The 22,761-nt window shown below is 40.5% G+C and carries 13 protein-coding genes; 12 read left to right on the top strand and 1 reads right to left on the bottom strand.

What is annotated here, in order from left to right; all coding sequences use genetic code 11:
• Nucleotides 1–28: 28 nt before the first annotated feature.
• The 5 genes from KTO63_RS13660 to KTO63_RS13640 are packed head-to-tail and all read left to right on the top strand — an operon-like array spanning nucleotide 29 to nucleotide 8,062.
• Nucleotides 29–3,127, top strand: a complete 3,099-nt coding sequence (locus tag KTO63_RS13660; protein ID WP_217791889.1) for a SusC/RagA family TonB-linked outer membrane protein — start codon at nucleotides 29–31, stop codon at nucleotides 3,125–3,127.
• Between the two features lie 8 nt (nucleotides 3,128–3,135).
• On the top strand, nucleotides 3,136–4,548 hold the full coding sequence (locus tag KTO63_RS13655) for a RagB/SusD family nutrient uptake outer membrane protein (protein ID WP_217791888.1): 1,413 nt from the start codon (nucleotides 3,136–3,138) through the stop codon (nucleotides 4,546–4,548).
• Nucleotides 4,549–4,559: 11 nt separating this feature from the next.
• A complete protein-coding gene (locus KTO63_RS13650; protein ID WP_217791887.1) occupies nucleotides 4,560–5,312 on the top strand; it encodes a DUF4843 domain-containing protein in 753 nt (250 codons plus the stop codon).
• A gap of 15 nt (nucleotides 5,313–5,327) precedes the next feature.
• A complete protein-coding gene (locus KTO63_RS13645; protein ID WP_217791886.1) occupies nucleotides 5,328–6,869 on the top strand; it encodes a PKD-like family lipoprotein in 1,542 nt (513 codons plus the stop codon).
• Between the two features lie 23 nt (nucleotides 6,870–6,892).
• Nucleotides 6,893–8,062, top strand: coding sequence for a TlpA disulfide reductase family protein (locus KTO63_RS13640; RefSeq protein WP_232373170.1), 1,170 nt, complete (start codon nucleotides 6,893–6,895; stop codon nucleotides 8,060–8,062).
• A 311-nt stretch (nucleotides 8,063–8,373) separates the two neighbouring features.
• Here KTO63_RS13640 and KTO63_RS13635 read toward each other — a convergent pair whose 3' ends face one another.
• A complete protein-coding gene (locus KTO63_RS13635) occupies nucleotides 8,374–10,554 on the bottom strand; it encodes an alpha-N-acetylglucosaminidase (RefSeq protein WP_217791885.1) in 2,181 nt (726 codons plus the stop codon).
• An 839-nt stretch (nucleotides 10,555–11,393) separates the two neighbouring features.
• Between KTO63_RS13635 and KTO63_RS13630 the strand changes: the two genes are divergently transcribed.
• The 7 genes from KTO63_RS13630 (at nucleotide 11,394) to KTO63_RS13600 (ending at nucleotide 22,754) form a co-directional block, all read left to right on the top strand.
• On the top strand, nucleotides 11,394–12,824 hold the full coding sequence (locus KTO63_RS13630; protein ID WP_217791884.1) for a GDSL-type esterase/lipase family protein: 1,431 nt from the start codon (nucleotides 11,394–11,396) through the stop codon (nucleotides 12,822–12,824).
• Between the two features lie 339 nt (nucleotides 12,825–13,163).
• Entirely contained in the window at nucleotides 13,164–13,406 is a 243-nt protein-coding gene (locus KTO63_RS13625; protein ID WP_217791883.1) for a hypothetical protein, read from the top strand.
• Nucleotides 13,407–14,024: 618 nt separating this feature from the next.
• Nucleotides 14,025–16,358 (top strand): ligand-binding sensor domain-containing protein, encoded by a 2,334-nt coding sequence (locus KTO63_RS13620; protein ID WP_217791882.1) that lies wholly within the window; start codon nucleotides 14,025–14,027, stop codon nucleotides 16,356–16,358.
• A gap of 24 nt (nucleotides 16,359–16,382) precedes the next feature.
• The gene (locus KTO63_RS13615; protein ID WP_217791881.1) at nucleotides 16,383–17,273 is read left to right on the top strand and encodes a sensor histidine kinase; all 891 of its coding nucleotides are present in this window, start codon (nucleotides 16,383–16,385) and stop codon (nucleotides 17,271–17,273) included.
• 28 nt (nucleotides 17,274–17,301) lie between these two features.
• The gene (locus KTO63_RS13610; protein WP_232373169.1) at nucleotides 17,302–18,066 is read left to right on the top strand and encodes a response regulator transcription factor; all 765 of its coding nucleotides are present in this window, start codon (nucleotides 17,302–17,304) and stop codon (nucleotides 18,064–18,066) included.
• A gap of 133 nt (nucleotides 18,067–18,199) precedes the next feature.
• Entirely contained in the window at nucleotides 18,200–19,456 is a 1,257-nt protein-coding gene (locus KTO63_RS13605; RefSeq protein ID WP_232373168.1) for a glycoside hydrolase family 88 protein, read from the top strand.
• Nucleotides 19,457–19,568: 112 nt separating this feature from the next.
• Nucleotides 19,569–22,754 carry a SusC/RagA family TonB-linked outer membrane protein gene (locus KTO63_RS13600; protein WP_232373167.1) on the top strand — a complete coding sequence of 1,062 codons (3,186 nt, stop codon included), beginning with the start codon at nucleotides 19,569–19,571 and terminating at the stop codon, nucleotides 22,752–22,754.
• Nucleotides 22,755–22,761: the final 7 nt, after the last annotated feature.

Genomic DNA, 22,761 nt, shown 5'->3' with positions numbered 1-22,761 from the left:
TAAAACCAAAACAATCACACACTACATTATGAAAGAAAAGTTGCGCTTATGGGCAAGATGGAAATCTTCTCTTGTGTTCCTGCTGGCAGTCACACTATTACCTCTTTCACTGCTTAGTCAGGTGCCAATGACATCAGTTAAGGCCACACCTAAAATTTTAGGAAAGGTTTTCGATGATGAGAAAAAGCCTCTTCCAAATGTTTCCATCGTATTAAAAGGAAATAGCAAAATAGGCACCACCTCCAATAGTCAGGGAGAGTTTATTCTTACTTTGGATAAACTGGATGCCACATTGGTTTTCAGCCACACTGGTTATAAAGAGAAAGAAATTGTAGTGACGGAAAAAACAAAATTTCCGATTGTTGTCGTAATGCAAAAACGCGTAGAAGAGAATGAAGATGTAGTGGTGACAGGTTATTCGCGACAAGCAAAAAACAGCTTTACAGGAAGTGCAGTTACTTATAAAGCAGAAGATCTTAAAAAAGCCGGTAATAAAAACGTGTTGCAGAGTTTGCAAAACCTTGACCCTTCATTTGTAATAACTGATAATTTATCCCTTGGCTCTAATCCCAATGCATTGCCCGAAATTCAAATGAGAGGCAAATCAGGATTGGATGACGTAAAAGGCGAATACGCCGGGAACCCTAACGAACCTTTATTTATTTTAGATGGTTTTGAAGCCACTCTTCAAAAAGTTTTTGACCTGGATATGAACAGAGTGGCATCTATCACGCTGCTGAAAGACGCTGCTGCTAAAGCGATTTACGGATCAAAGGCTGCGAACGGTGTGGTGGTTATAGAAACACTTAAGCCAAGAGAAGGAGAGATGCGTATTTCCTATAATGGAAATTTCAACGTGGAAGTGCCTGATCTGAATTCTTATAATCTTACAAATGCCCGTGAAAAATTGCAGGTGGAAAAAAATGCGGGACGTTATACATCTACGCAGCCATTTACACAACAGTTTTTAAATGAAGAATACAACGGCATCCTTCAAAATATTGAAAGGGGTGTAAACACTTACTGGTTGTCGAAGCCGTTGCAAACAGGCTTTGGCCATAAGCAATCTCTTTACCTCGAGGGAGGCTCCTCAGCCATGCGCTATGGTGTAGATCTTAACTACAATAAAGTTGCGGGTGTAATGAAAGGCTCTGACCGCCAAACAATGGGAGGTTCAATCAACTTGTCTTACAGAAGCGGCAAAGTTAACTTTCGCAATATTCTGAACCTGACTTTTAATAAGGCTAACAACTCTCCTTACGGTAGCTTTTCTGAATACACTTCACTAAACCCGTATTACTCTCCGACGGATGAAAATGGAAATGTGCAAAAACTATTGGGCACTTACCAATCAACAGCGTCGTCAACTCCGTTGTATTATTTTAACCCGTTGTACAATGCACAACTGGAAACCAAAAACTTTTCAAAATACAACGAGGTTACAGAAAATTTTTATGTAGAATACCAGGCTCTTCAAAATTTGAAATTAACTGCAAGGGTTGGCTATACTTACAATGGAAATTCCGCAGAAGTATTTCTTCCCGGAGATCATACAAGCTTTGCTTTGTGGACAGGTGACTCGTATTATAAACGTGGTTCTTACTCAATCAAAGATGGCGTGAACGACAATCTTAGTTCTGATCTTTTTGCGAACTGGTCCAAGACATACGGAAAACATGTTTTGTTTGCCAACGGAGGCTGGAATGTAACAGCATCTAAAAATCAAAGCCATGGTATGACAGCGTGGGGCTTTCTTAACAACAGGGTAGACTTCATCACTTTTGCAAAACAATACGAAGAGAACGGCGTGCCGTCTGGCGGCGAATCATCCAAAAGAGAAGTTGGTCTCATTGCATTTGGTAACTATTCATATGACAACCGGTATTTAGCAGATGTGAGTATTCGCAGAAATGCTTCGTCAGTATTTGGTGCAGACAATCGCTGGGGCACGTTCTGGTCGCTAGGCTTAGGATGGAACATTCATAACGAATCATTTTTGAAGGGCCAGAAATATATCAACCTAATGAAGTTAAGAGGTTCAGTAGGTTCAACGGGAAGCCAGAATTTCAATCCTTACCAGTCAATGGCTACCTATAGTTTCTTTACAAGCAGCACTTACGATAATATTTCCGGCGGTTACCTATATGCGCTGGCAAACAACAACCTGAAGTGGCAGGAAACAACAGACTACAACGTTGGTATGGATCTTAAGCTGTTCAACAAATTGAACATTCGCTTCGACTATTATTTGAGCAATACAAACAGTCTGTTGATAGATTTTACATTGCCTCCTTCAACCGGGTTTTATACGTACAAAGAGAATTTAGGATCGCTGCAAAAGAAAGGATACGAAGGTACTATCAGCTACCAGCTTTATGGTAACCCGCGCAAACAATCTTATGTAACATTGAATGCTTCCTTTGCTCATACAACAAATAAGATCACTCAAATATCGGATGCGCTTAAGCGCCAGAACGATGAACAGGATGCAAGCGAAACAAATCTGAATGCGCCGAAAACGCGTTACCAGGAAGGACAATCCATCAATTCTATCTGGGCCGTACCATCACTTGGCATTGATCCGGTTAACGGAAAAGAATTGTTTTTGACCAAAGGAGGAAAAACTACTTACACATGGAATCCGGATGACCAGGTTGTTGCAGGAGTTACTGACCCTAAGCTGAACGGTAATTTTGGAATTAGTATGGAGTATAAAGGTTGGGGACTGTTTGCATCCATGCGTTATTCAATAGATGCGGGCTACTACAACGCAACCTTGGTTAACAGAGTAGAGAATGTAAATATTGCCTACAATGTTGATGAAAGAGTGTTGAACAATACCTGGCACCAGGCGGGCGATCAGTCTTTTTTTAAAGGCATCACCGCAACGCCCACAATCACAAGGCCAACAACAAGATTTTACCAGACGAAATCAGACCTGACTTTTTCAACATTGAATGCTTACTACGACTTCAAATGGAAAAACATTAAGAAGTATCACCTGGAAAATCTGAAACTGGGATTCTATATGTCCGAAGTGTTTATTGCTTCAGATGTAAGAACGGAGCGCGGTACAGATTATCCTTTCTCCCGTACGTTCTCATTTTCAATTCAAACCACTTTTTAATTACAGGCATGAAAAAGATAAACACAACATTCGCAATCATACTCACTGCACTGCTGTTTACCTCATGCAGCAAATGGCTTGATGTACAACCCAATTCGCAAATCAAAGATTCGGAACTGTTTAAAGATGAGTCCGGCTTTAAAGAAGCGCTGGCCGGTGTATATACCATCCTTACAAACGAATCGCTCTACGGCAAAGAGCTTACCTACGGAATGATGGGCGTGCTATCTCATGAATGGGTTACTTATCCGACAGCTTATGATGATGATGGCAATTACAATTACACAGCCACTTTATCGCAGAACAGAATAGAAGGCGTATGGAGCAATATGTACAAGGCTTTAAGCAATACCAATAATATTTTAGGGAACATTGATGCGAAAAAAGTTTTCAAGGGAGATAACTACAATATCATAAAGGGCGAGGCATTGGCATTGAGAGGCTTTATTCATTTCGATCTGTTGAGATGTTTTGGTACCAGCTATACCATTAATGCATCTCAATATTCCATCCCTTATGTAACACAGTACACTGCGCAGCAAACTTCGCAATATAAAGTTAGCGAAGTGGTCAGTAAAATTCTGGAAGACTTGCTGGCAGCAAAAGAACTACTAAAAGTCGATCCTGTTTTTACAGGAAAGAAGGTAACTGAGTTTGATGACAACGGATACCTCATCAACAGGCAATTACATTTGAACTATTATGCAGTAGAAGGCCTGCTGGCAAGAATATACTTGTACATGGGCGATTATGCGAAAGCACGTGAAAGCGCACAGGCTGTTATCAATTCTGGTAAGTTTTCATTCTCCACACAGGCAAACTTTATCAACGGAACGGACCTTAGCGGCGCTCCCGAGCATTTGTTTGCGTTGCAGATCACTAACCTGAACCAGAATTCAGTAAACTATCTTTCAGAAGAAGGCACTGCTGTTTTTTCGCTAAACTCTGCCACGCTACTTTCTTACTACGAGAATAACACGGACGACTATCGCTATTTGTATCTGTTCGAAAATGGAACAAGCATCAATACAGATAAAAGATATACACTCAAATATTCCGAATCGGCCTCTACCGAAACATACTATCAAAATAAAATGCCGATGTTGAAACTCGCTGAGATCTATTACATACTTGCCGAGTGCGATTATCACGATGGCACCGATGTATTGAAAGATTTCAACCCTGTTAGAAAAGCGAGAGGTGTGGCTCAAATGACCACTGCGCCAGCGGACTTCAGATCTGTTATGACAAATGAATACAGAAAGGAGTTCATAGGAGAGGGCCAGTTGTTTTATTACTACAAGCGCTGGAACATGGCTTCCATCCGCGGATCGGACAAAGACCTCGTTGGCCTTAAGGCATATATTTTCCCGCTGCCGGCTTCAGAGTATGAAGCTGCAAACAGAGTAACTAACCGATAATACTACAAAACATGCATCAGTCTAAATTTTTAATATTCATCATCAGTTGCTTTCTCTTTTCCTGCACGAAAGAGCATACATATCCCTTTCCCGAAGAGAGAAACGCAATCAATATCTGGCTCGGCTCCGGCACTGTTGTTGAGGACAGCTTTACACACAATTTTGCCTACACCATAACCGGCAGGGATTCTGTTATGTTTAATTACAGGCTTTCTGGTTTTCCGTTGAAGCACGATACGCAATTTGAATTACAAGCTGTATCAGGTGACACCAACCGTGTGTATTATACTTTTGGCAAATACACCATTAAAGCCAGACAGTACGAAGGAAGATTTCCCATCTACATCGACAAGCCTGCAGGTTACACGGAGTTTACGAACAGCACAGGGAAAATTGTTTTTAAGTTAAAAGAGTCCACTGACTTTTTGGAAGGCGCAGAAGAGTTAAGTGATCTTACTGTTATTTTTAAAAATGCCGTATCGAAGCCTGACAACTGGGATGTTGCAACATCTCCTTACTTCACCATGAGCAAATACTTTGGCACGTATAGCAATGTGAAGTATGCCTTTATCATTCAAACAACGGGCATGGCCAACTTTAAAATTTATTATACAGTTGCCAAGGACCCGGTGCTGGCTGACAATACAATTACTGCAACACAGGCAGCTTACTTCCAGAATTTATGCAAAGCCGCTCTGCTGGCATATAAAAACAAGTACGGCCCGTTGATGGATGAAAATAATAGTGAAGTCGTTTTCCCATAATTATTTACAACAAGTATGAAAAAAATAATAAGCATCATAAGCTGTGTACTCCTGATATTGGGAATGTACAGTTGCTACAAGGATAAAGGGAATTATGATTATAAAACCCTTGACAATATCGTTATTGACACAAGCGTGAACAATATACAGGCAGATTACGCGGTGTACCGTTATGATACATTGACGATTCAACCGGAGATCTATCTTAACGGAAAGTTAGTGTCTTCCGAAAAAGAAGTGTCTGGCAAACTGGAATTTACCTGGGTAATTTTCCAGGGGTACGTAGGCACGCCTGTTTATACGCGTGATACTTTATCTCACCAGATAAACCTTAAAGTGCCCATCACCAAATCTGCCGGTAAATGGATCGTTCATTTGGCGGTAAAAGACCTGAACACACAGGTGGAGACATATCAGCGCTTTAACCTGCAGGTATCTGAAGTGCTTTCAGATGGCTGGATGGTATTGTATGAAAAAGAAGGAAAAACAGATGTAGGCATCATTGTAGATGAAAGAGTAAAAACAGGTGTTACGAAGCCGCGCCAATTCCTGGATGTAATTAAAAACACCAATGGTGCAGCGCTCGACGGGAAGCCAGTGTCCCTGGTTCATTCCATTGCACCGCTATCCTCGGGAGATGTATTGATCGCGTCAGAGAATGACATGGTGGGAGTGGACAAATCTTCATTTACGATCACCTATCCGTTCAATAAATTGTTCTGGACCGCACCCGCAAATAAATCCATTCAATTTCTAACTGGAAACAATACACGAAAAGAATTAGTGGTGAACGATAATAAAGTGCATGTAACCAATTTCATTTCATCAGGATCATACAGAACAAATTATTTCGGTGCTGCGCTGGGAGGCGACTACGGGCAGATTGATAGCTGGACACCATACTATTATGGGTCAGCTTATGACGCGGTTGTGTATGATAAAACCAACAAACGCTTTGCATACGTGGCGGCCAACGGAGTAGCCGTTACAAGATTCCCCACACAACTTGCGACCACGCAGTTTAATGTGGACAACGTGGGGCTGGACATGAAAGCAAACGACTGGGGCCTTACTAACTATGAGTATAGCATTATGGGCGATGGTACTAATTCCTACCTTATGGTGGCCAACTTTATGGGCACCACAAATAATGTGGGCCTGAAAAAAATCGATATGTCCACCAGCCCAAATGTACAGAACGCCAACACGATGGCAACGGCCTTTGCAGGGCAATATGTTTTGTATGGAGCCTCTTCCGGCGTGTATTTGTTTAAATACAATTCGGGACTTCCGGCGGATCTGGCATGGTCAGCACCTGCTGGCGAAACCGTGACCTGTGTGAGATTGCAGAAGTTTTATTACCCGGCCATCCAGCTTGCCATATTACCCAATGCGAACAAAATAGTATACATCGCTACATGGAACGAAACGACTAAGACGGGTAAAGTGTACAGCTATTTTATCGACCCTTCAAATGGTACCATAGATAAAACCAGCGAAAGAATAACCGAAGGGTACGGTAAGATCAAGAACATGAGTTACAAATGGAATTTATAATAATAAAAAACAAAAAACAGACAATGAATCGTTTTAGATTAATGGGCTTAATGATGCTTGCTATGCCATTTGCAGCGCACTCCCAAACCGAACCCAGACCACTGAAGGATGTAAATATATCCGGCAAATTTGTGAATGTGGAAGACAAGTTCAATAAGATCCTTATGTTTTGGACCGAAGATGGTACTAAACATGTAGACAGTGCAGATGTTGTAAACGGTGCCTATCAGCTTCATTTGCAAGTAACGGCTCCGCTAATGGTTTCCCTGCTTGGCGCTGAAAGTGTTCCCGGAAGGCGTACTACAGTCGGCATTATGATGAACGGACCAAACACCAACAGATTGGAAGTGTATGTAGAGCCGGGAAATATTAAGATCACCAGCAAAGACAAATATGTAAACTATACAGTTAGCGGATCAAAAAGCCATACAGAATATGAAAAGCTAAATAAAAAAGCGAGTGCATTGCAAGTGCAAACTCCGGTGCTTAACAAAGTAATGTTCGACAAAAATGCTACTCCTGAAGAAAGGCAGGCAGCGAAAGAAGGCATCATAAAAGAGCAGGCAATGATTCGTGAAGAAGTGTATGGTAAATACATAAAAGAAAATCCCAACTCCCCAATTTACTTCTATGCCTTTGGCCGTGCTGCAGGTGGTTCAAAAGAAGATCTTAGAAAAGCATTGGATCTATACAAAACCTTGCCGGAGAAACTGCGCAACTCACCAGAAGGTCTTGCCTTTGCAAAAAGAACCGAAGGTCAGTTAACCATTATGGTAGGAAGCATAGCGCCAGATATTACACTCAACACTCCTGAAGGAACACCGGTGGCGCTTTCATCTTTCCGTGGTAAATATGTATTGCTCGATTTTTGGGCAAGCTGGTGCGGACCTTGCCGTAAAGAGAACCCGAATGTAGTGCAAGCCTATGGCAAGTTTAAAGACAAAAACTTTACTGTGTATAGCGTTTCATTAGATAAAGGAAACGATAAAGACAAGTGGGTAAAAGCTATTGAAACTGACAACCTGGGAGCATGGACCAACGTATCTGACCTGAAATACTGGGGCAGTGAAGCCGCTCTAAAATATGGCATCACAGGAATTCCGCAGAATTTCTTAATAGATCCTAAGGGTAAAATAATAGCTATCAATTTAAGAGGAGAAGCGTTGGAAAAGAAACTGGAAGAAGTACTATAAGATACTAAACGCTGATTCATTATAAAGGGCAAACAGTTACTATGCTGTTTGCCCTTTATTGCATTTTGAAACTGTTGTTACGATTTCAGCTGGCGATATTTTCAAAGTCTACGTTAGTAGTTACACTGCCACGATAACTTTTAGCTACAAGGTGTTATGATAAAAGGAAAAAGGCTTAAAGAATTGCATCTTTAAGCCTTTTTTGTGACTATGTCAGGATTCAAGACAATATCTGGAATGCATATCCAGCAAAGCTTTAAGGCTTTTAAGAGTTGTTGAAAAGTAAGTGTTTCAAAAAAAACAGTTGTTTTTTACTGTGCTTTTGGCGCCATCTGCTTGTCATCTGTTGCATTGAGGATCTTGCCAATAATTTCATTCTCTTTCGCTTTAGAGATTTTTATCGGTAAATACAGATCTGATTGGTTTGCCCAGTTTTGTTCAAATAAAAAATAATTAAACGGTGCTGTAACATTTTTTCCTTTCAGCGAAGCCATGGATTCTGCAACAAATTTTTCCCATCGCGGCAGATAAAAGTTTTTCATCAATCCGCTCCATTCTTTGTTGGCATATTCATGCAGATCGGTAGCCGGATTATCGGGTCCCCAATAGGTGATCTGTGTTTTAGCGTTTTTTATTGCCAGCTTTTTTTCAGCAGTTGTTTTTCCAAAATCATTCGCCTGCTTAAGCCATGAATACAGTTGAAAATGCTCATTGCAACTTAACAATGAATCCTGCAATTTTATCATTGATAAAAACAGCGCAGATTTTTGTGAAAACGCTGCAATATCTTTTTGCTCAAATGCTGCAATCATATCCTGGTACACGGTTTCACCTTGGTTGGATAAAACTTGCCGCGCGAAATCTATCTTGTCATTCTGATAGGTTGCACTGTTGTTCATCTCCGGCGCAGCTGCAACAAAAAGGTTTACACCTTCCTGAAACCGGGCCACGTCATAGTTTCTCTTCCTGGTACCCCATGAAGAAACACTGCCCACTTTTGTTGAAGGTCTTGCGCAAAAGACAGATTCCGAAGGGCCTTCCTGTGGTCGATCAAAACTGCTATAGATGGTCTGTAAAAATATTTCCCATGCCTGCTGTATTTTTTCATTCGACCTTCCATAACGTGCAAGCACAAATGATTTAATCCAGTCTTGAGATTCTACTTTCTCCTGGTGCCAGCCAAGGTCCAAAACAAAATCACACACAACCGGATTATTGTTTATGCCTTCGGGCATTATGCCGACACCTTTCATGTACGAAGCGAAACTGCTTTCATGGCTCCTGTGTACTTCATTTGAAAATCGCTGCAACTTGCCGTAAAGACCACTTTTTTCACCAAAATTGGTAACTGTGCACCAAATAAAAGGCGTGCCCTCATAGGCCTTTCTCGTATCCCAATTAGCGGTATTCTCTCCAAATAATTCCTGAACAAGAACTTTTGATTTATCCAGTTTTGATAGTATCTGAGAGGAGGGGTTGTTTTGCCAACCCTGTAGTACCCACGTACTTCCAGGAAAGTATTTTTGCATTTCCTGCTGCACCAATTGCCCGTAATCCGCTACATTAATTTCTCCGGATTTTCCACCTTCATGAAAAGGGTCTCCGGCAAAATAATGAAGATCGTTGCCATACAATTTTTTTAGTTCCTCATAGTAGATGCCTGCAATCTTCTTAAAGTTACTATCAGGTGCTAAAAACGCAGGACGCTGGAAACCTCCTGCCCACTTGCCTTGCTCCAATAAATTAACTCCTTTGTTTTTCAAAGACGTTGGCACCATGCCGTAAAAACCTTGCATCACGGGTTGCATGCCGAATGCTTTCAGTCGTGCCAATATTTTTTTCTGCAATGCAGCTTGCTGATCAATCATTCCTTGCGTAACCGGGCCTCCCCATCCCTCCAGGTTGCCCATCAGCCACCAGGCAGAGAATGCCGGTCCGGCGATGAATTGTGTAATTTCCTTTTCATTGTAGCCAAGTTTTCTCAAAGTGTTTTGCCAAACTGCTTCTTCTCCCACAGGCGCCAGCACAAGGTTTACGCCGTTCAAAGCCATCCAGTCCAGTTCATGCTCCCATTCCTGCCAGCGATAAAAACTCATAGTATAATTGATGGTGCAATAATTTAAAGCAAAACGGATATCAGCAGCAGAAACAATTTTTACTGGTTCAGCTACCTGTGGCAACTTGTCAACGGCAGATAAATTGTCGCCCATGTGCGACATCGAACGATGGCAATAATTTTTGAGGTAATAACCAAGACCCTTTGCTGCAGCATTGGTGCTGGATGCAGAAATGTTGAGGCGATCATTTTTGGATTGTAAAACAAATACGTCCTTTCCATTTTCCTTGGCAATAGACGAAAAGGAGATATGTCCCGTTAACCAGGGAACTCGTCGTTGTGCCAACTCCGTTACTGATTGGTAAACAGATTGCGACCTTGCAGTTAGTGAGAGAAGGCATGCAGTGAAAGGGATAATTGATTTTCTGAAATTCATTTTGATCAAATTGACATTGTTTATTTGAAATCTTTAAAGTAAAATCATTTCTTATAGTTGATGCATGCTGCTTAAAACCTTACACTATAAAACAACTAAGAAGTATTTGTTTTATAGTGTAAGGATAAATAAAAATCTAATTTTAGTTCTAGTTTAGGTTGACTTTATTATAATTGATCGATTGCTTTTTTCGTTCATGTTGATTCTTGTAAAACCAAAACTGCGCGCAAAAGGAGTGCTGATATATGGAAAGCATTTCTTCTCAAAAAGAAATAGTTCAAGGTTTCTGATTGTGTTTTGTAGTGCTTAAAGACGATTTTTAAGATATTTTTTTTGGAGGATCGTTTTTTTGATATGCCTGAAAACAAGAAAGCCAGCAAACTAATAATTTGCTGGCTTTTAGCTGGGTTTGAAACCCTCTTTTGTGACCCTGTCAGGATTCAAACCTATATCTAGAATGCTTATCCAGCAAAGCTTTCAAATACCTAAATTATTTTGTTCACCTTCTTGTTCACTGAAGTGAAGTGGCTTAAAATTAGCTTTTTTTTCAAATATTCGGGTGTATAGTTTTGCGATTATATAGTTATCTACTCTTACAAATGGAAATGAAATGTGTTAACCAATCCTTTTTGGTGAAAAGATTGCTTTCATTCCTCCCAGTCGCCATTGTTTTTTATTTACTGTTGTTAATTAAGCTTATACAAGCTGATATAGAACTGCAAAAATTGAAGAGGATATAAAAACCTCCCTTTTAAGGACGATTTTACCCCATCATTGTATATACATGCCAGTAAGTTTACAATCAGTATTTATTAAAAAACTATAACCTTAGTAACGACATGAAAAGACGTGCTATCTGGATTATCAAGGTATTATTAGTTGCTTTTGTTCCCCTTAATGTTATTTCACAGAAAGTTATTAATGTGGCTTGCATTGGCAATAGCATCACAGCAGGTGCAGGTATCAAAGACCCGACACATAATTCTTACCCTGCACAATTGCAGGCATTGTTAGGAGACGGCTATAAGGTCAGTAATTTTGGTTTTAGCGGAGCAACATTATTGAAAAAGGGCAACAGACCTTATTGGAACACCACGACTTACCAGCAAGCATTGCAAAGCATGCCGGATATTGTCTTCATTAAACTGGGAACCAATGACAGTAAAAAGGTCAACCGCGAGTTCTATGACGACTTTAATAATGATTTGCACGAACTGGTACAATCTTTCAGGCAGCTAAGTTCACATCCTCGCGTCGTATTGATGCTGCCTGTGACCTCCTATGGTACAGACAGTAACGGTATTTATGATCCCGTTATTACAAGCAAAATAATCCCCTTCATTCAACAGGTTGCATATGCAGACAATCTGGAAGTGATAGACTTGCATTCATTGTTTGCCGGAAAGCGGGAATTGTTTCCTGATAGGATTCATCCTAATGCCGAAGGCGCAGGAATTATTGCTAAAAGGCTGGCACAATTAATTAAACAAAGCAGAGATACAAGTTATGATCTCATCGGTAAAATAAAAGAGTCAAAAAAAATCAATTCATTTTATGGCTTCCGGTGTGCTGATTTTACTTACAATGGGCACGCTTGCAAAATTGTGGCGCCAAAGTGGTCGGCGATCGGACATCCGTGGGTATGGCGTGCACGATTCTGGGGGCATGAACCTCAGGCAGATATTGCATTGCTGGAAAGAGGGTTTCATGTGGTGTATTGTGATGTAGCAGAGCTTTTTGGAAATAAGACAGCTAATTCCATATGGAACGATTACTATCAACTTTTACATAAAAATGGATTGGCAAAAAAAGTTGTGTTAGAGGGAATGAGTCGTGGAGGAGTCTATGTGTACAATTGGGCTGCAGAGAATCCTAAAAAAGTTGCCTGTGTATATGCTGATAATCCTGTACTTGATCTTAAAAGCTGGCCGGGTGGCATGGGTACCGGACCTGGAAGCAAAGACGATTGGGAAAAAGTAAAAGTTGATTATAACTTAAGTACTGACGAAGACACAGCAAATTTTTCCGGTAGCCCAATTCATAAAGTGAAAGATATTGTAAGAGGCAAATACCCAATGCTGCACGTTCTCGCAGATGCAGATGAAGTGGTGCCTGCTGCAGAAAATACGATTCCTTTTGAACTGGCGGTAAAGAAATTAAATGGAGACATTACCGTTATACATAAACCTGGCTTTAAGCATCATCCGCATAGCTTGCCAGATCCAACACCAATAGTTGATTTTATTTTAAGAGCCACTAAGTTTGAATAAACAATTTGAATATAAAAAGGCCAGCAAGAACTATATTTTGCTGGCTTTTTTGTTTTCAAAACCCGGTTTCGATTGCTCACCAGGATTCAAACCAATGTCTATAATGCTAATCCGGCAGAGTCACCAAATACATAAATTGTTTGTAAGCTTACACTCGCTGATACAGAACTACAAAAAAATCGACAAATACAAAATCCTCCTTTTAAGGACGATTTTCCCCATCATAGTATATGCATGCCTGTAAGTTTGCAATAGTATTTATTAAATAACTATAACCTCGATACCTATAAAAATCGCGTCTCCGTATTGCTAATATTTTTCTATTTAAACACTCCGTTTATGATAAACTATTACTATTTAGCAATGTATGCCGTTACAGATAATGGTAATACTATTGAAGATGCGTCTTTTTTTATTCAGTCACCACAATTCATGGATAGGCAACAGATAAAAGACTTAATAAGGGAGAAAGAAAATTATACAACAGAAAATATTATGCTGTCCAATCTGGTAGAGATAGGAGAGGAAATGTTTAAAGAGCTCGCTGAAAACAAAGATGACCTTTGTTTTAAAATAGTGTAGCAAGTTTTGAACTGTCACAGGGGTGTATAACAATGACTTTCTGCAGACCGGTTTGTAACTACATTTTCGTCCGCGAGTCAACGCGTTGCTGTCTATTTATAAAATAATCTGTAATCAAATTTGTTGTGATATAAAAGGCGATGCATTTGTTGAAGATCAGGAAATAAGATACGATAGAATGGCTTTTAAACCCTGAATGTTGTCCGGAATAGTAAATTGTCGTTTGTTCGGTTGGGTCAAGCAATGGCTGGTTTATCCAGCCATTCTTCTTTAGCCAGTTAGTATTAAGACTTTATGCCGTTGTTAGTAAAATAGCAAGGGCTTTTTGCTATCCGGTCGACTCTTGTTTAAACGTTTAGCAGCTATCCAGGGTTTAGTTTGTATTGATCAATTATTAATTTGTTGCAAGTAATCACCACAGTAAAATGAATGTTTTGTTACTTATTATGTTTTTATCGATGCATGAATGCCTGATAGTGTAGGCGAAGGGAAAACCGGGCCAAACCTGAGACCTGACTTGATTTTCATAGAGTTCAGGGGTCGATTATTAATCTGCCTTTTAATCAGAATTTTATTATGTTTGAAACCCGATTGCTTTTGTAAACCAACGCTAAGCCAATGAATAGTGTCCGCGCCATATTGGGACTTGTCGTGCTGCTTTTGCTACAACTGATTATGGGAGTAGCTAAGGCTCAGTCACTTCCTGTATTTAAACATCTTACAGTTGAAGATGGGCTTTCGTCGGGATCAGTACTGTCGGTTGTCCAGGACCACAAAGGGTTTATTTGGGCCGGTACCATGGATGGGTTGAATCGCTATGATGGAAAAAAAATCAGGGTCTTCAAATCATTTTATCGCGACAATTTCATTGGGGCAAGCATTAAAATAACGCAGTTATGTGCTGATGAATACGACAATTTATGGATAGGTACCAACAATGGTTTATATGTATATAATATCCCGCAGGACTCTTTTCGTGTTTACTACCATTCCACTACTGACAAGAATAGCCTTTGTCATAACGAGATAAAAGCATTGTATATTGATAGAAGGAAGAATTTGTGGGTAGGTACCAGATCAGGGATAAACATTATCACATCTAAAGGCAATTCTGCATTTAAGTGCAAAGCAATTCACCTTGACACAAAAGATTCTTCGCTTCTCGATGTAAATGAGCTGCTGGAAAGTGCCTCCGGGCAAATGTTAGCAGGCACAGCTAATGGATTGATTTCAATATCCCAATCAAGCAGCTCTTCAATTTGGCAAATAACGAAACATATTTTACCTGGCAACCTGGTATCTGCTATAGCAGAAGATCAGTATCAAAATATATGGGTAGGCACCAATACAAATGGCCTGTTTAGAATATCCCACAATGATAGAACTATCGGGCATTTTGTGCAGAGCAAAAATATTGGGGCGGGGCCAATAAGTAATGCTATCCGCAAAATCATTCTTGACAGAAAGGGGAAACTTTGGATCGGCACCTTGAGGGGGCTGAATATAGTGGATCCTGACTTGTTGAAATTTCAAGCCTTTGTGAACGATCCACAGAATGAGCGAACACTGAATTTTAATTCCATCTATGACATTATGGAGGACAGCCAGGGTTCTGTCTGGGTGGCAACATTTTTTGGCGGCCTTAACGTGTCAGAGGCTATATCTACGCCATTTAAAGTTTACCAAAACGAAGCCTCAAAGAATACTATCGCCAGCAACGTAGTGGGACCCATAATTGATGACGGTTCCGGTAATCTTTGGATTGGTACAGAAGCGGAAGGTTTGAATTTCTTTGATAGAAAGACGAATCGTTTCAAGCAATTCCGTAATGATGAAGCAGATCCATCTTCGCTAAGTTCAAACCTGGTAAAAACATTGATCAGAGACAATCAAAATAATTTGTGGGTTGGTTTACACGGAGGCGGCATCAACGTTCTCAACTCTTCAGGAAAAAAAATAAAAGAGTTTAACAGTAGTAAAGAAGGAGGTTCACTTAGTTCAAACGATGTGAAAGCTCTATTGATTGATGGGAAAAATCGTGTATGGATAGGCAATGAAGAAAATGATGTAAACATCATTGATATGGCAACCGGCCGGGTTGAGAAATTTGAAAATATTTTTCCTAACCGCCGGATAACGAACAAGGCAATCACGTGTCTGTTTCACGATTCAAAAAACAACATATGGGTTGGCACGCGTCAAGGTTTGAGCAGGTTGCAAGCGGACGGAAATGATTTGACAGGTTACATGCGTAGCAATGGTCCGGATAGGCTGCCTTCTGATTATATCAACTGCATAACTGAAGACAGTCGCAAAAAAATATGGATCGGCACTTACGAGGGGCTCACATTCTACGATCCTGATAAAAAAATATTTGCAACATATACAACTTCAGACGGCCTTGCAGGAAATAAAGTCACAGGGATTTTAAGCGATGATCACGACAATTTGTGGATCAGTACCAATAACGGGTTGAGCGTTTTGGATTCGACAAGAAAAAAATGGCACAACTTTACAGTTGAAGATGGATTGCCCAGCAATGCATTCAACTACGGCTCGTATTTCAGGGACAAAAATGGTCACATGTTTTTCGGCACCTTCAAAGGGCTGGTAGAATTTGCGCCACAAGACATTCAAATCAATAATACAATTCCGAATGTTGTATTAACAGGACTTGCGGTAAATGGCAAACCCATATCTACATCCGACAGTAGTGAAATTCTTTCTGCGAATATTTTGGAGACAAAGGGCATACAGCTCAGGTATGATCAAAACGCGCTAACCGTCGATTATGCAGTTTTGAATTTTATAAAATCAAGAAAGAACAGGTCCGCGTATAAATTGGAAGGATATGATAACGATTGGCAGTTTACCAATAACCATTCTGCAATATTCAATGGACTGCAACCCGGTCACTACCGCTTGCTTATCAAAGCAAGTAACAATGATTGAATATGGACAGCCTCCCCTGTGGTTTTGGCGATCACTATTCTTCCACCACCGTGGAAAACATGGTGGGCCTATTCACTATATATTCTTTTTGTTTTGGCATTGGCTTTTGGCATTATCTTTTTCTTTGTTTCAAGAACCGCTTTGCGACGGAAAATCCGTTATGAGCATATGGTGAACATTAAGCAACAGGAGCTGCACCAAATGAAAATGGACTTTTTTACCCATATCTCACACGAAATAAGAACGCCTCTTACGATGATCATCGGACCGGTGGATGTGTTGATAAATACATTGCCTACAAGTCCAGGGCCGCAGAAAATGCTTAATTCCATAAAAAGCAGTGCTGAGAGATTATTAAAGCTTACCAACGATCTGCTCGACTTCAGGAAGGCCGATTCGGGATATACCCAGCTAAAGAAAAAGTCGACTAACATAGTAGCGTTTACCCATTATGTATACGATAAGTTCAGTGCGATGGCTACAAATAAGAACATACATTTTAAATTCGAAAGCCTTGAAAAAGATATTCAGGTTAATATCGATGATCATTACATGGAAATAGTACTTTCCAATTTGCTCTCAAATGCTATAAAGTTTACACCGGTGAAAGGCAATATTTCAATCTCCATATTTCGGGGTAAAAGTGAAACGGTAGAAATTCATGTTTGCGATGATGGCGTTGGTATTCCAAAAGAAATGCAGTCAAAAATTTTCTCTAATTTTTACCAGGCAGATGCCGGCTCTGTTAAGAATGTAGGATCCGGAATTGGACTTGCTTTTTCAAAACGTCTTGTTGAACTGCACAAAGGAAGTTTAAGCTTTACTAGTGAAATGAACCAGGCAACTGGTAACCAGGAAACTCGTTTTATTATTACCCTGACACTCGGAAACTTTCAGTTAAACAACGTTCGCTAAACCGTGTTTATATCAAAAAAACTGCTGTATGATGGAAAAGAAAATTTTAATCATCGAGGATAGTGAGGAGATAAGAGATTTCATAAAAACATGCTTAGAAACAGAATATTCAATTCTCGAAGCTGCAAACGGTTTGACAGGCTGGGAAATCGCAGTGAATGAATTGCCCGACCTGATTGTTACCGATGTTATGATGCCGGAAATGGATGGCAAACAGTTTTGCTATAACCTGAAAAACGATGAAAGAACAAGTCATATTCCTGTGATCATGCTTACAGCAAAGGTTGAGGTGGAGGACCAGATTGAAGGATTGGAACAAGGAGCCGATGTTTACCTTACCAAGCCGTTCAATATTTATCTACTCAAAACGTACATCAATAATCTTATTAAATCGAAAGAGGTTTTACGTCACAAGTATAGCCAGAAATTATTTTTTGAGCCGCTTGACATTGAAATAGGCACTGTCGACAAAAAATTTATGGAAAGGCTCATGCGCTTAGTTGAAGACAATCTTGAGAAATCAGAATTTGGCGTGCTGGATCTTTCGAAAGAACTTGGAATGAGTAAGTCCGTACTTTATAAAAAGTTTGATGCGCTTGTAAAAATTCCTATCGCAGAATTTCTTAAATCTATGCGACTGAAAAGAGCCGCGGTTATTCTTGCTAACGACAAGCTCAATGTTTCTGAAGTCGCATGGAAAGTAGGGTTTAACGATCCCAAATATTTCGGCCGAGAGTTTAAAAAAATGTTTGGCAAATCACCATCAGAATATATCACAGATACAAGGAGTTAATATACCTCATGTAAACAAAAGAAAATTATCCGCTTTTTGAGGACGTTTTTACCCAATCGTTTCAAATAATTCTTACCAACTTGCTTGTAGAAAAGCGGCATAGTTTGCTGCTTCCACAAAAACGATTGTAAGCATGACGGCGATGAAACGAAATGGATTATTGGGGGCGATTTTACTGATGACAGCAACTGTTGTTGTTATTGCATTCATTGGTAAAAAAGAGGAGAGGAACATGGCTGAACATTCTTTTGATGTTGCAGAAAAACAATACCGTTTGATGCTGGATCAAACGAATGACTTATTACATTATCCACGTACGAGCGATAGCAGCGGCCATACAAAATATGTTGATATGTCTGATTGGACCGGTGGTTTTTGGCCCGGCAATCTTTGGTACGTATTTGAGTACACACATGATACAGCATGGAAGTCTGCAGCTATTAAATGGACGGAAAGCCTTGAACAAAACCAGTTCAATACTTCACATCATGATCTGGGCTTTATGATGTATTGCAGTTTCGGAAACGCTTACCGCATCACACACAACGAAAAATATAAAGATGTACTAATTCAATCAGCCAAATCACTTATAACCCGCTTCAATCCTACAGTTGGCTGCATTAAATCCTGGAACTACCGCAAATCCTGGGACGGAAAAACAGAATGGCACTATCCTGTTATCATTGATAATTTAATGAACCTCGAACTACTGTTCTTTGCTTCTAAAGTAACAGGCGATCCCATTTATAAAAATATAGCTATCCACCACGCAGAGACTATGATGAGAAATCAAATAAGAGCTGATTATAGTTCTTTTCATGTAGTAAACTACGATACAGTGAGTGGAAAGGTGTTAAATCAACAGACTTGTCAGGGCTTTGCAGATAATTCCACTTGGGCCCGCGGTCAGGCATGGGGCATTTACGGTTTTACAATGATCTATCGCGAAACAGGAGACAAACAATTTTTGACTACGGCAAAAAAGATGGCAGACTTCTATATGAACAATCCCAATCTACCTGCCGATAAAATTCCATATTGGGATTTTAATGTTAATGAGACAGGATATACGGCGCAATGGAACTATGAACCAACAAAAATAAATTACAAGGTGCGTGATGTGTCAGCCGCTGCTGTAGTGAGTTCTGCTTTGTTTGAACTGAGCGGTTACCTGGGAGAGGAAGGAAAAAAGTACAAAGACTTTGCGATTTCATCCATGAAAACGTTAAGTACGTCAAATTACATGGCCACTCCGGGAAGCAATGCGTATTTTTTACTGAAACATTCCGTGGGTAGTTTCCCTCACAACGCCGAAATTGACGTACCAATCGTGTACGCTGATTATTATTATTTAGAAGCCTTGCTTCGTTACCAAAAAATCGACAATTAATTTATTTAGATAAGTGGAACCATCCTTTGAAAAATAGGTCAGCCAGGTATTTCTTTTTTTGAAAATGTACACTTGGGACCCCTAACGATTTCTAACTGCTAATATTTGAAAAATGAAAAAATGTTTGCTTGCACTACTTCTTTTTTTGGCCCTCTTACCCGCTATTGCCCAAAACAATGTGATTAAGGGTAGGGTGATTGGTCCCGATGGTCGCCCAATTGAGGGAATAACGGTAACCGTAAAGGGAACCCAGACCGCTACCAGGACCGATAAGGATGGTAACTATACCATTCATACAAACGGTACAAATGCCCATCTTGTCTTTAGTCATGTAAGCTATGAAGCACAGGAGCTTGCCCTGGGGACAAACACATCACTTAATGCTACACTAAAACAGAAATCTACCCAAACAGAAGAAGTGGTAGTTGTTGGATATGGTACCGTTAAGAAGAGAGACCTCACTGGGTCTGTAGCCAAAGTAAATATATCTGATATGATGAAAGCGCCTGTTGGCTCATTCGACCAGGCACTTGCCGGCAGGGTAGCAGGTGTACAGGTGAATACCATGGACGGACAGCCCGGTAACACCATCAACATTTTGGTGCGTGGTGCTAACTCTGTTACACAATCCAATACACCCTTGTATGTAGTGGATGGATTTCCGATTGAGGACATGAATACCAATACCATCAACCCTGCGGACATTGAGTCGATCGAAGTGTTAAAAGACGCTTCGGCCACCGCTATTTATGGTGCCCGTGGTGCAAACGGTGTGATAATGATCACCACCAAGCGTGGAAAAGCAGGTCTCCCTGTGGTAAGGTATAATGGCTACTATGGCTGGCAGCAGAATATTAAACAAATGCAGGTGATGAAGCCCTACGATTTTGTTGCAATGCAACTGGAGGCCAACCCTGCTACCGGCGGTGTTTATGTGCCGGGTAACACTCCTACACCTATGCAACTTTATTTAAGTGGTGGTACCACCCTCAATTATTATAAGGATACCGCTGATTTTATCGATTATCAAAGCCAGATATTCCAAAAGTCTCCTACGTACAGCAATTCACTTTCTCTAACAGGCGGTAATGATAAGACCAAATACGCCGTTTCAGGAAATATTTTTGATCAAAAGGGGATGATCATCACCTCAGGTTTCAAAAGGTACCAGGGACGTTTTTCGCTGGATCAAACGATCAGCGATAAATTTAAAATGGGCCTTAACGTCAACTACAGTCACCTACAGCAAGATGGATTACCTGTCGGTGGCAGTAATTTCAGTGGTTCGCTAAACCTGATGAGCAGTGTTTGGGGAAACAGGCCGGTGAACCCTAGCCCTGCCAGCTCTGCTGGTCTGGGCGGTCAAAATTTCGATATTACTGACGATACCAATACCGATCCTTTAGTCAATCCTGTCGCCAGCAGCGATTACCGGTTCAATCCTTTTAAATCATTGAAAAATACAATAAACACAAATATTACAAACGACCTGATCAGCAATGCCTATCTGGAGTATCATATTATACCGGGCCTTGTGTTAAGAGTGACCGGCGGCATTGATCAGAAGCTTATTGAGACCCAGAAATTTTATGGTTCCCAAACATACCAGGGGTCTATCTATAGTGGCACCGGGCCCAATGGTTCAATCACCAACAGCAAATTCACGTCATTGCTGAATGAAAACTATTTAACGTATACTAAAACGTTTAATAGGGACCACAGTATAACTGCGATGGTTGACATGAGTAACCAAAAGGTTCAAACAGCCGTCAATGGCTTGTCTGCGGCCAACGTACCTAATGAGTCTTTGGGGATATACGCTTTGGGCCAGGGTACAGCCAAGACCAATACAACATCGGCATCTTCAAATACCATGGTTTCGTTTTTAGGAAGGGTGAACTATTCATACCAATCCAAATACCTGTTGACATTATCTTACAGGGCTGACGGATCATCCAAATTTGCTCCTGAAAATCACTGGGCATACTTCCCGTCAGCTGCTGTAGCATGGCATCTTTCGAATGAAAAATTTATGAATGGCTTGAAAAGCGTTATTTCAGATGCCAAGCTGAGAGCCTCTTATGGTGTTACCGGCAATAACAGGGTAAGTGATTTCGCCTATTTATCGGTGTACAACCTGGATCCGGGTGTTTCTTATACAATAAATAACGTTCCAACATACGGCGCTTATCCATCGACTATCGGTAATCAAAAGTTGAAATGGGAAACTACAGCGCAGAGTGACGTGGGGCTTGAACTTGGTTTCCTGAGGGGGCGTATAGCATTAGAGATTGATGCCTACAATAAAGAAACTTCCAACTTATTGCTGAACGCGAGTGTCCCTACCTCTTCCGGTTATGCACAGGTGTACAAAAATATCGGCAGAGTGCGGAACCAGGGTCTTGAGTTTACTTTGAATACCATCAATATTCAAAGCAGGAACTTTACATGGACCAGCAATTTTAATATTTCATTTAACCGGAACAAACTGTTGCAGTTAGCCGAAGGCCAGGAATCGATGGGGATCACTACACCGTGGTCAAGCGGCATTGGTTCAGTAAGCAGTTATATTGCTAAAGTGGGGCAGCCATTAGGTTTGATGTATGGGTTGATAGCCGATGGTGTTTACCAGTACAGCGATTTTGATAAAGCTACTTCCGGAAATTACACCCTGAAAAATAATGTAACAAGTAATGGTAATGCCAGCAGAGCAAACATTCAGCCAGGCGATATTAAATACAAGGATTTGAATGGAGATCTGACGATCAATCAAAATGATTTTACTGTTATTGGCCACAGTTTACCAAAGCACATAGGCGGGTTTTCCAATAATTTCACCTACAGGAATTTTGACTTGAATGTGTTTTTTCAATGGTCCGCAGGGAACGACATTCAGAATATGAACAATTACATGTTCAGAGGGTTCAGTTCCACCATGAATCAGTTTGCAAGCTATGCGGATAGATGGACACCAACCCACACTAACACAAATATTCCGAGAGTAAATGGCCTTGCCACCGCATTTACCGGTTACTCGACTTACACTATTGAAGACGGGTCCTACCTAAGGCTTAAAACGCTTTCTCTTGGGTATAACGTGCCGGCTGCTGTCTTAAAACATGTGAAAATTAAAGGGGTCAGAGCATATACTTCAGTCCAGAACGTAATTACCTGGACAAAGTATTCGGGACAGGACCCGGAAGTGAGCCTGTACAACTCTGTATTAACAGGCGGATTTGATTTTTCATCATACCCGAAAGCCAGAACATTTACACTGGGATTGGATGTTACTTTTTAATTTAAAA

This window comes from Pinibacter aurantiacus, assembly GCF_019130065.1.
GTDB lineage: Bacteria > Bacteroidota > Bacteroidia > Chitinophagales > Chitinophagaceae > Pinibacter > Pinibacter aurantiacus.
The sequence above is the reverse complement of the archived record's forward strand: the minus strand, read 5'-3'. Positions and strand labels throughout refer to the sequence as shown.

Bases quoted from the DNA above. Each gene is read 5' to 3' on its own strand.
- KTO63_RS13625 (WP_217791883.1), top strand. From the start codon at position 13,164: ATGATAAACTATTACTATTTAGCAATGTATGCCGTTACAGATAATGGT.
- KTO63_RS13635 (WP_217791885.1), bottom strand. From the start codon at position 10,554: ATGAATTTCAGAAAATCAATTATCCCTTTCACTGCATGCCTTCTCTCA.
- KTO63_RS13645 (WP_217791886.1), top strand. From the start codon at position 5,328: ATGAAAAAAATAATAAGCATCATAAGCTGTGTACTCCTGATATTGGGA.
- KTO63_RS13610 (WP_232373169.1), top strand. From the start codon at position 17,302: ATGATGGAAAAGAAAATTTTAATCATCGAGGATAGTGAGGAGATAAGA.
- KTO63_RS13605 (WP_232373168.1), top strand. From the start codon at position 18,200: ATGACGGCGATGAAACGAAATGGATTATTGGGGGCGATTTTACTGATG.
- KTO63_RS13655 (WP_217791888.1), top strand. From the start codon at position 3,136: ATGAAAAAGATAAACACAACATTCGCAATCATACTCACTGCACTGCTG.
- KTO63_RS13640 (WP_232373170.1), top strand. From the start codon at position 6,893: ATGAATCGTTTTAGATTAATGGGCTTAATGATGCTTGCTATGCCATTT.
- KTO63_RS13650 (WP_217791887.1), top strand. From the start codon at position 4,560: ATGCATCAGTCTAAATTTTTAATATTCATCATCAGTTGCTTTCTCTTT.
- KTO63_RS13660 (WP_217791889.1), top strand. From the start codon at position 29: ATGAAAGAAAAGTTGCGCTTATGGGCAAGATGGAAATCTTCTCTTGTG.
- KTO63_RS13600 (WP_232373167.1), top strand. From the start codon at position 19,569: ATGAAAAAATGTTTGCTTGCACTACTTCTTTTTTTGGCCCTCTTACCC.
- KTO63_RS13620 (WP_217791882.1), top strand. From the start codon at position 14,025: ATGAATAGTGTCCGCGCCATATTGGGACTTGTCGTGCTGCTTTTGCTA.
- KTO63_RS13630 (WP_217791884.1), top strand. From the start codon at position 11,394: ATGAAAAGACGTGCTATCTGGATTATCAAGGTATTATTAGTTGCTTTT.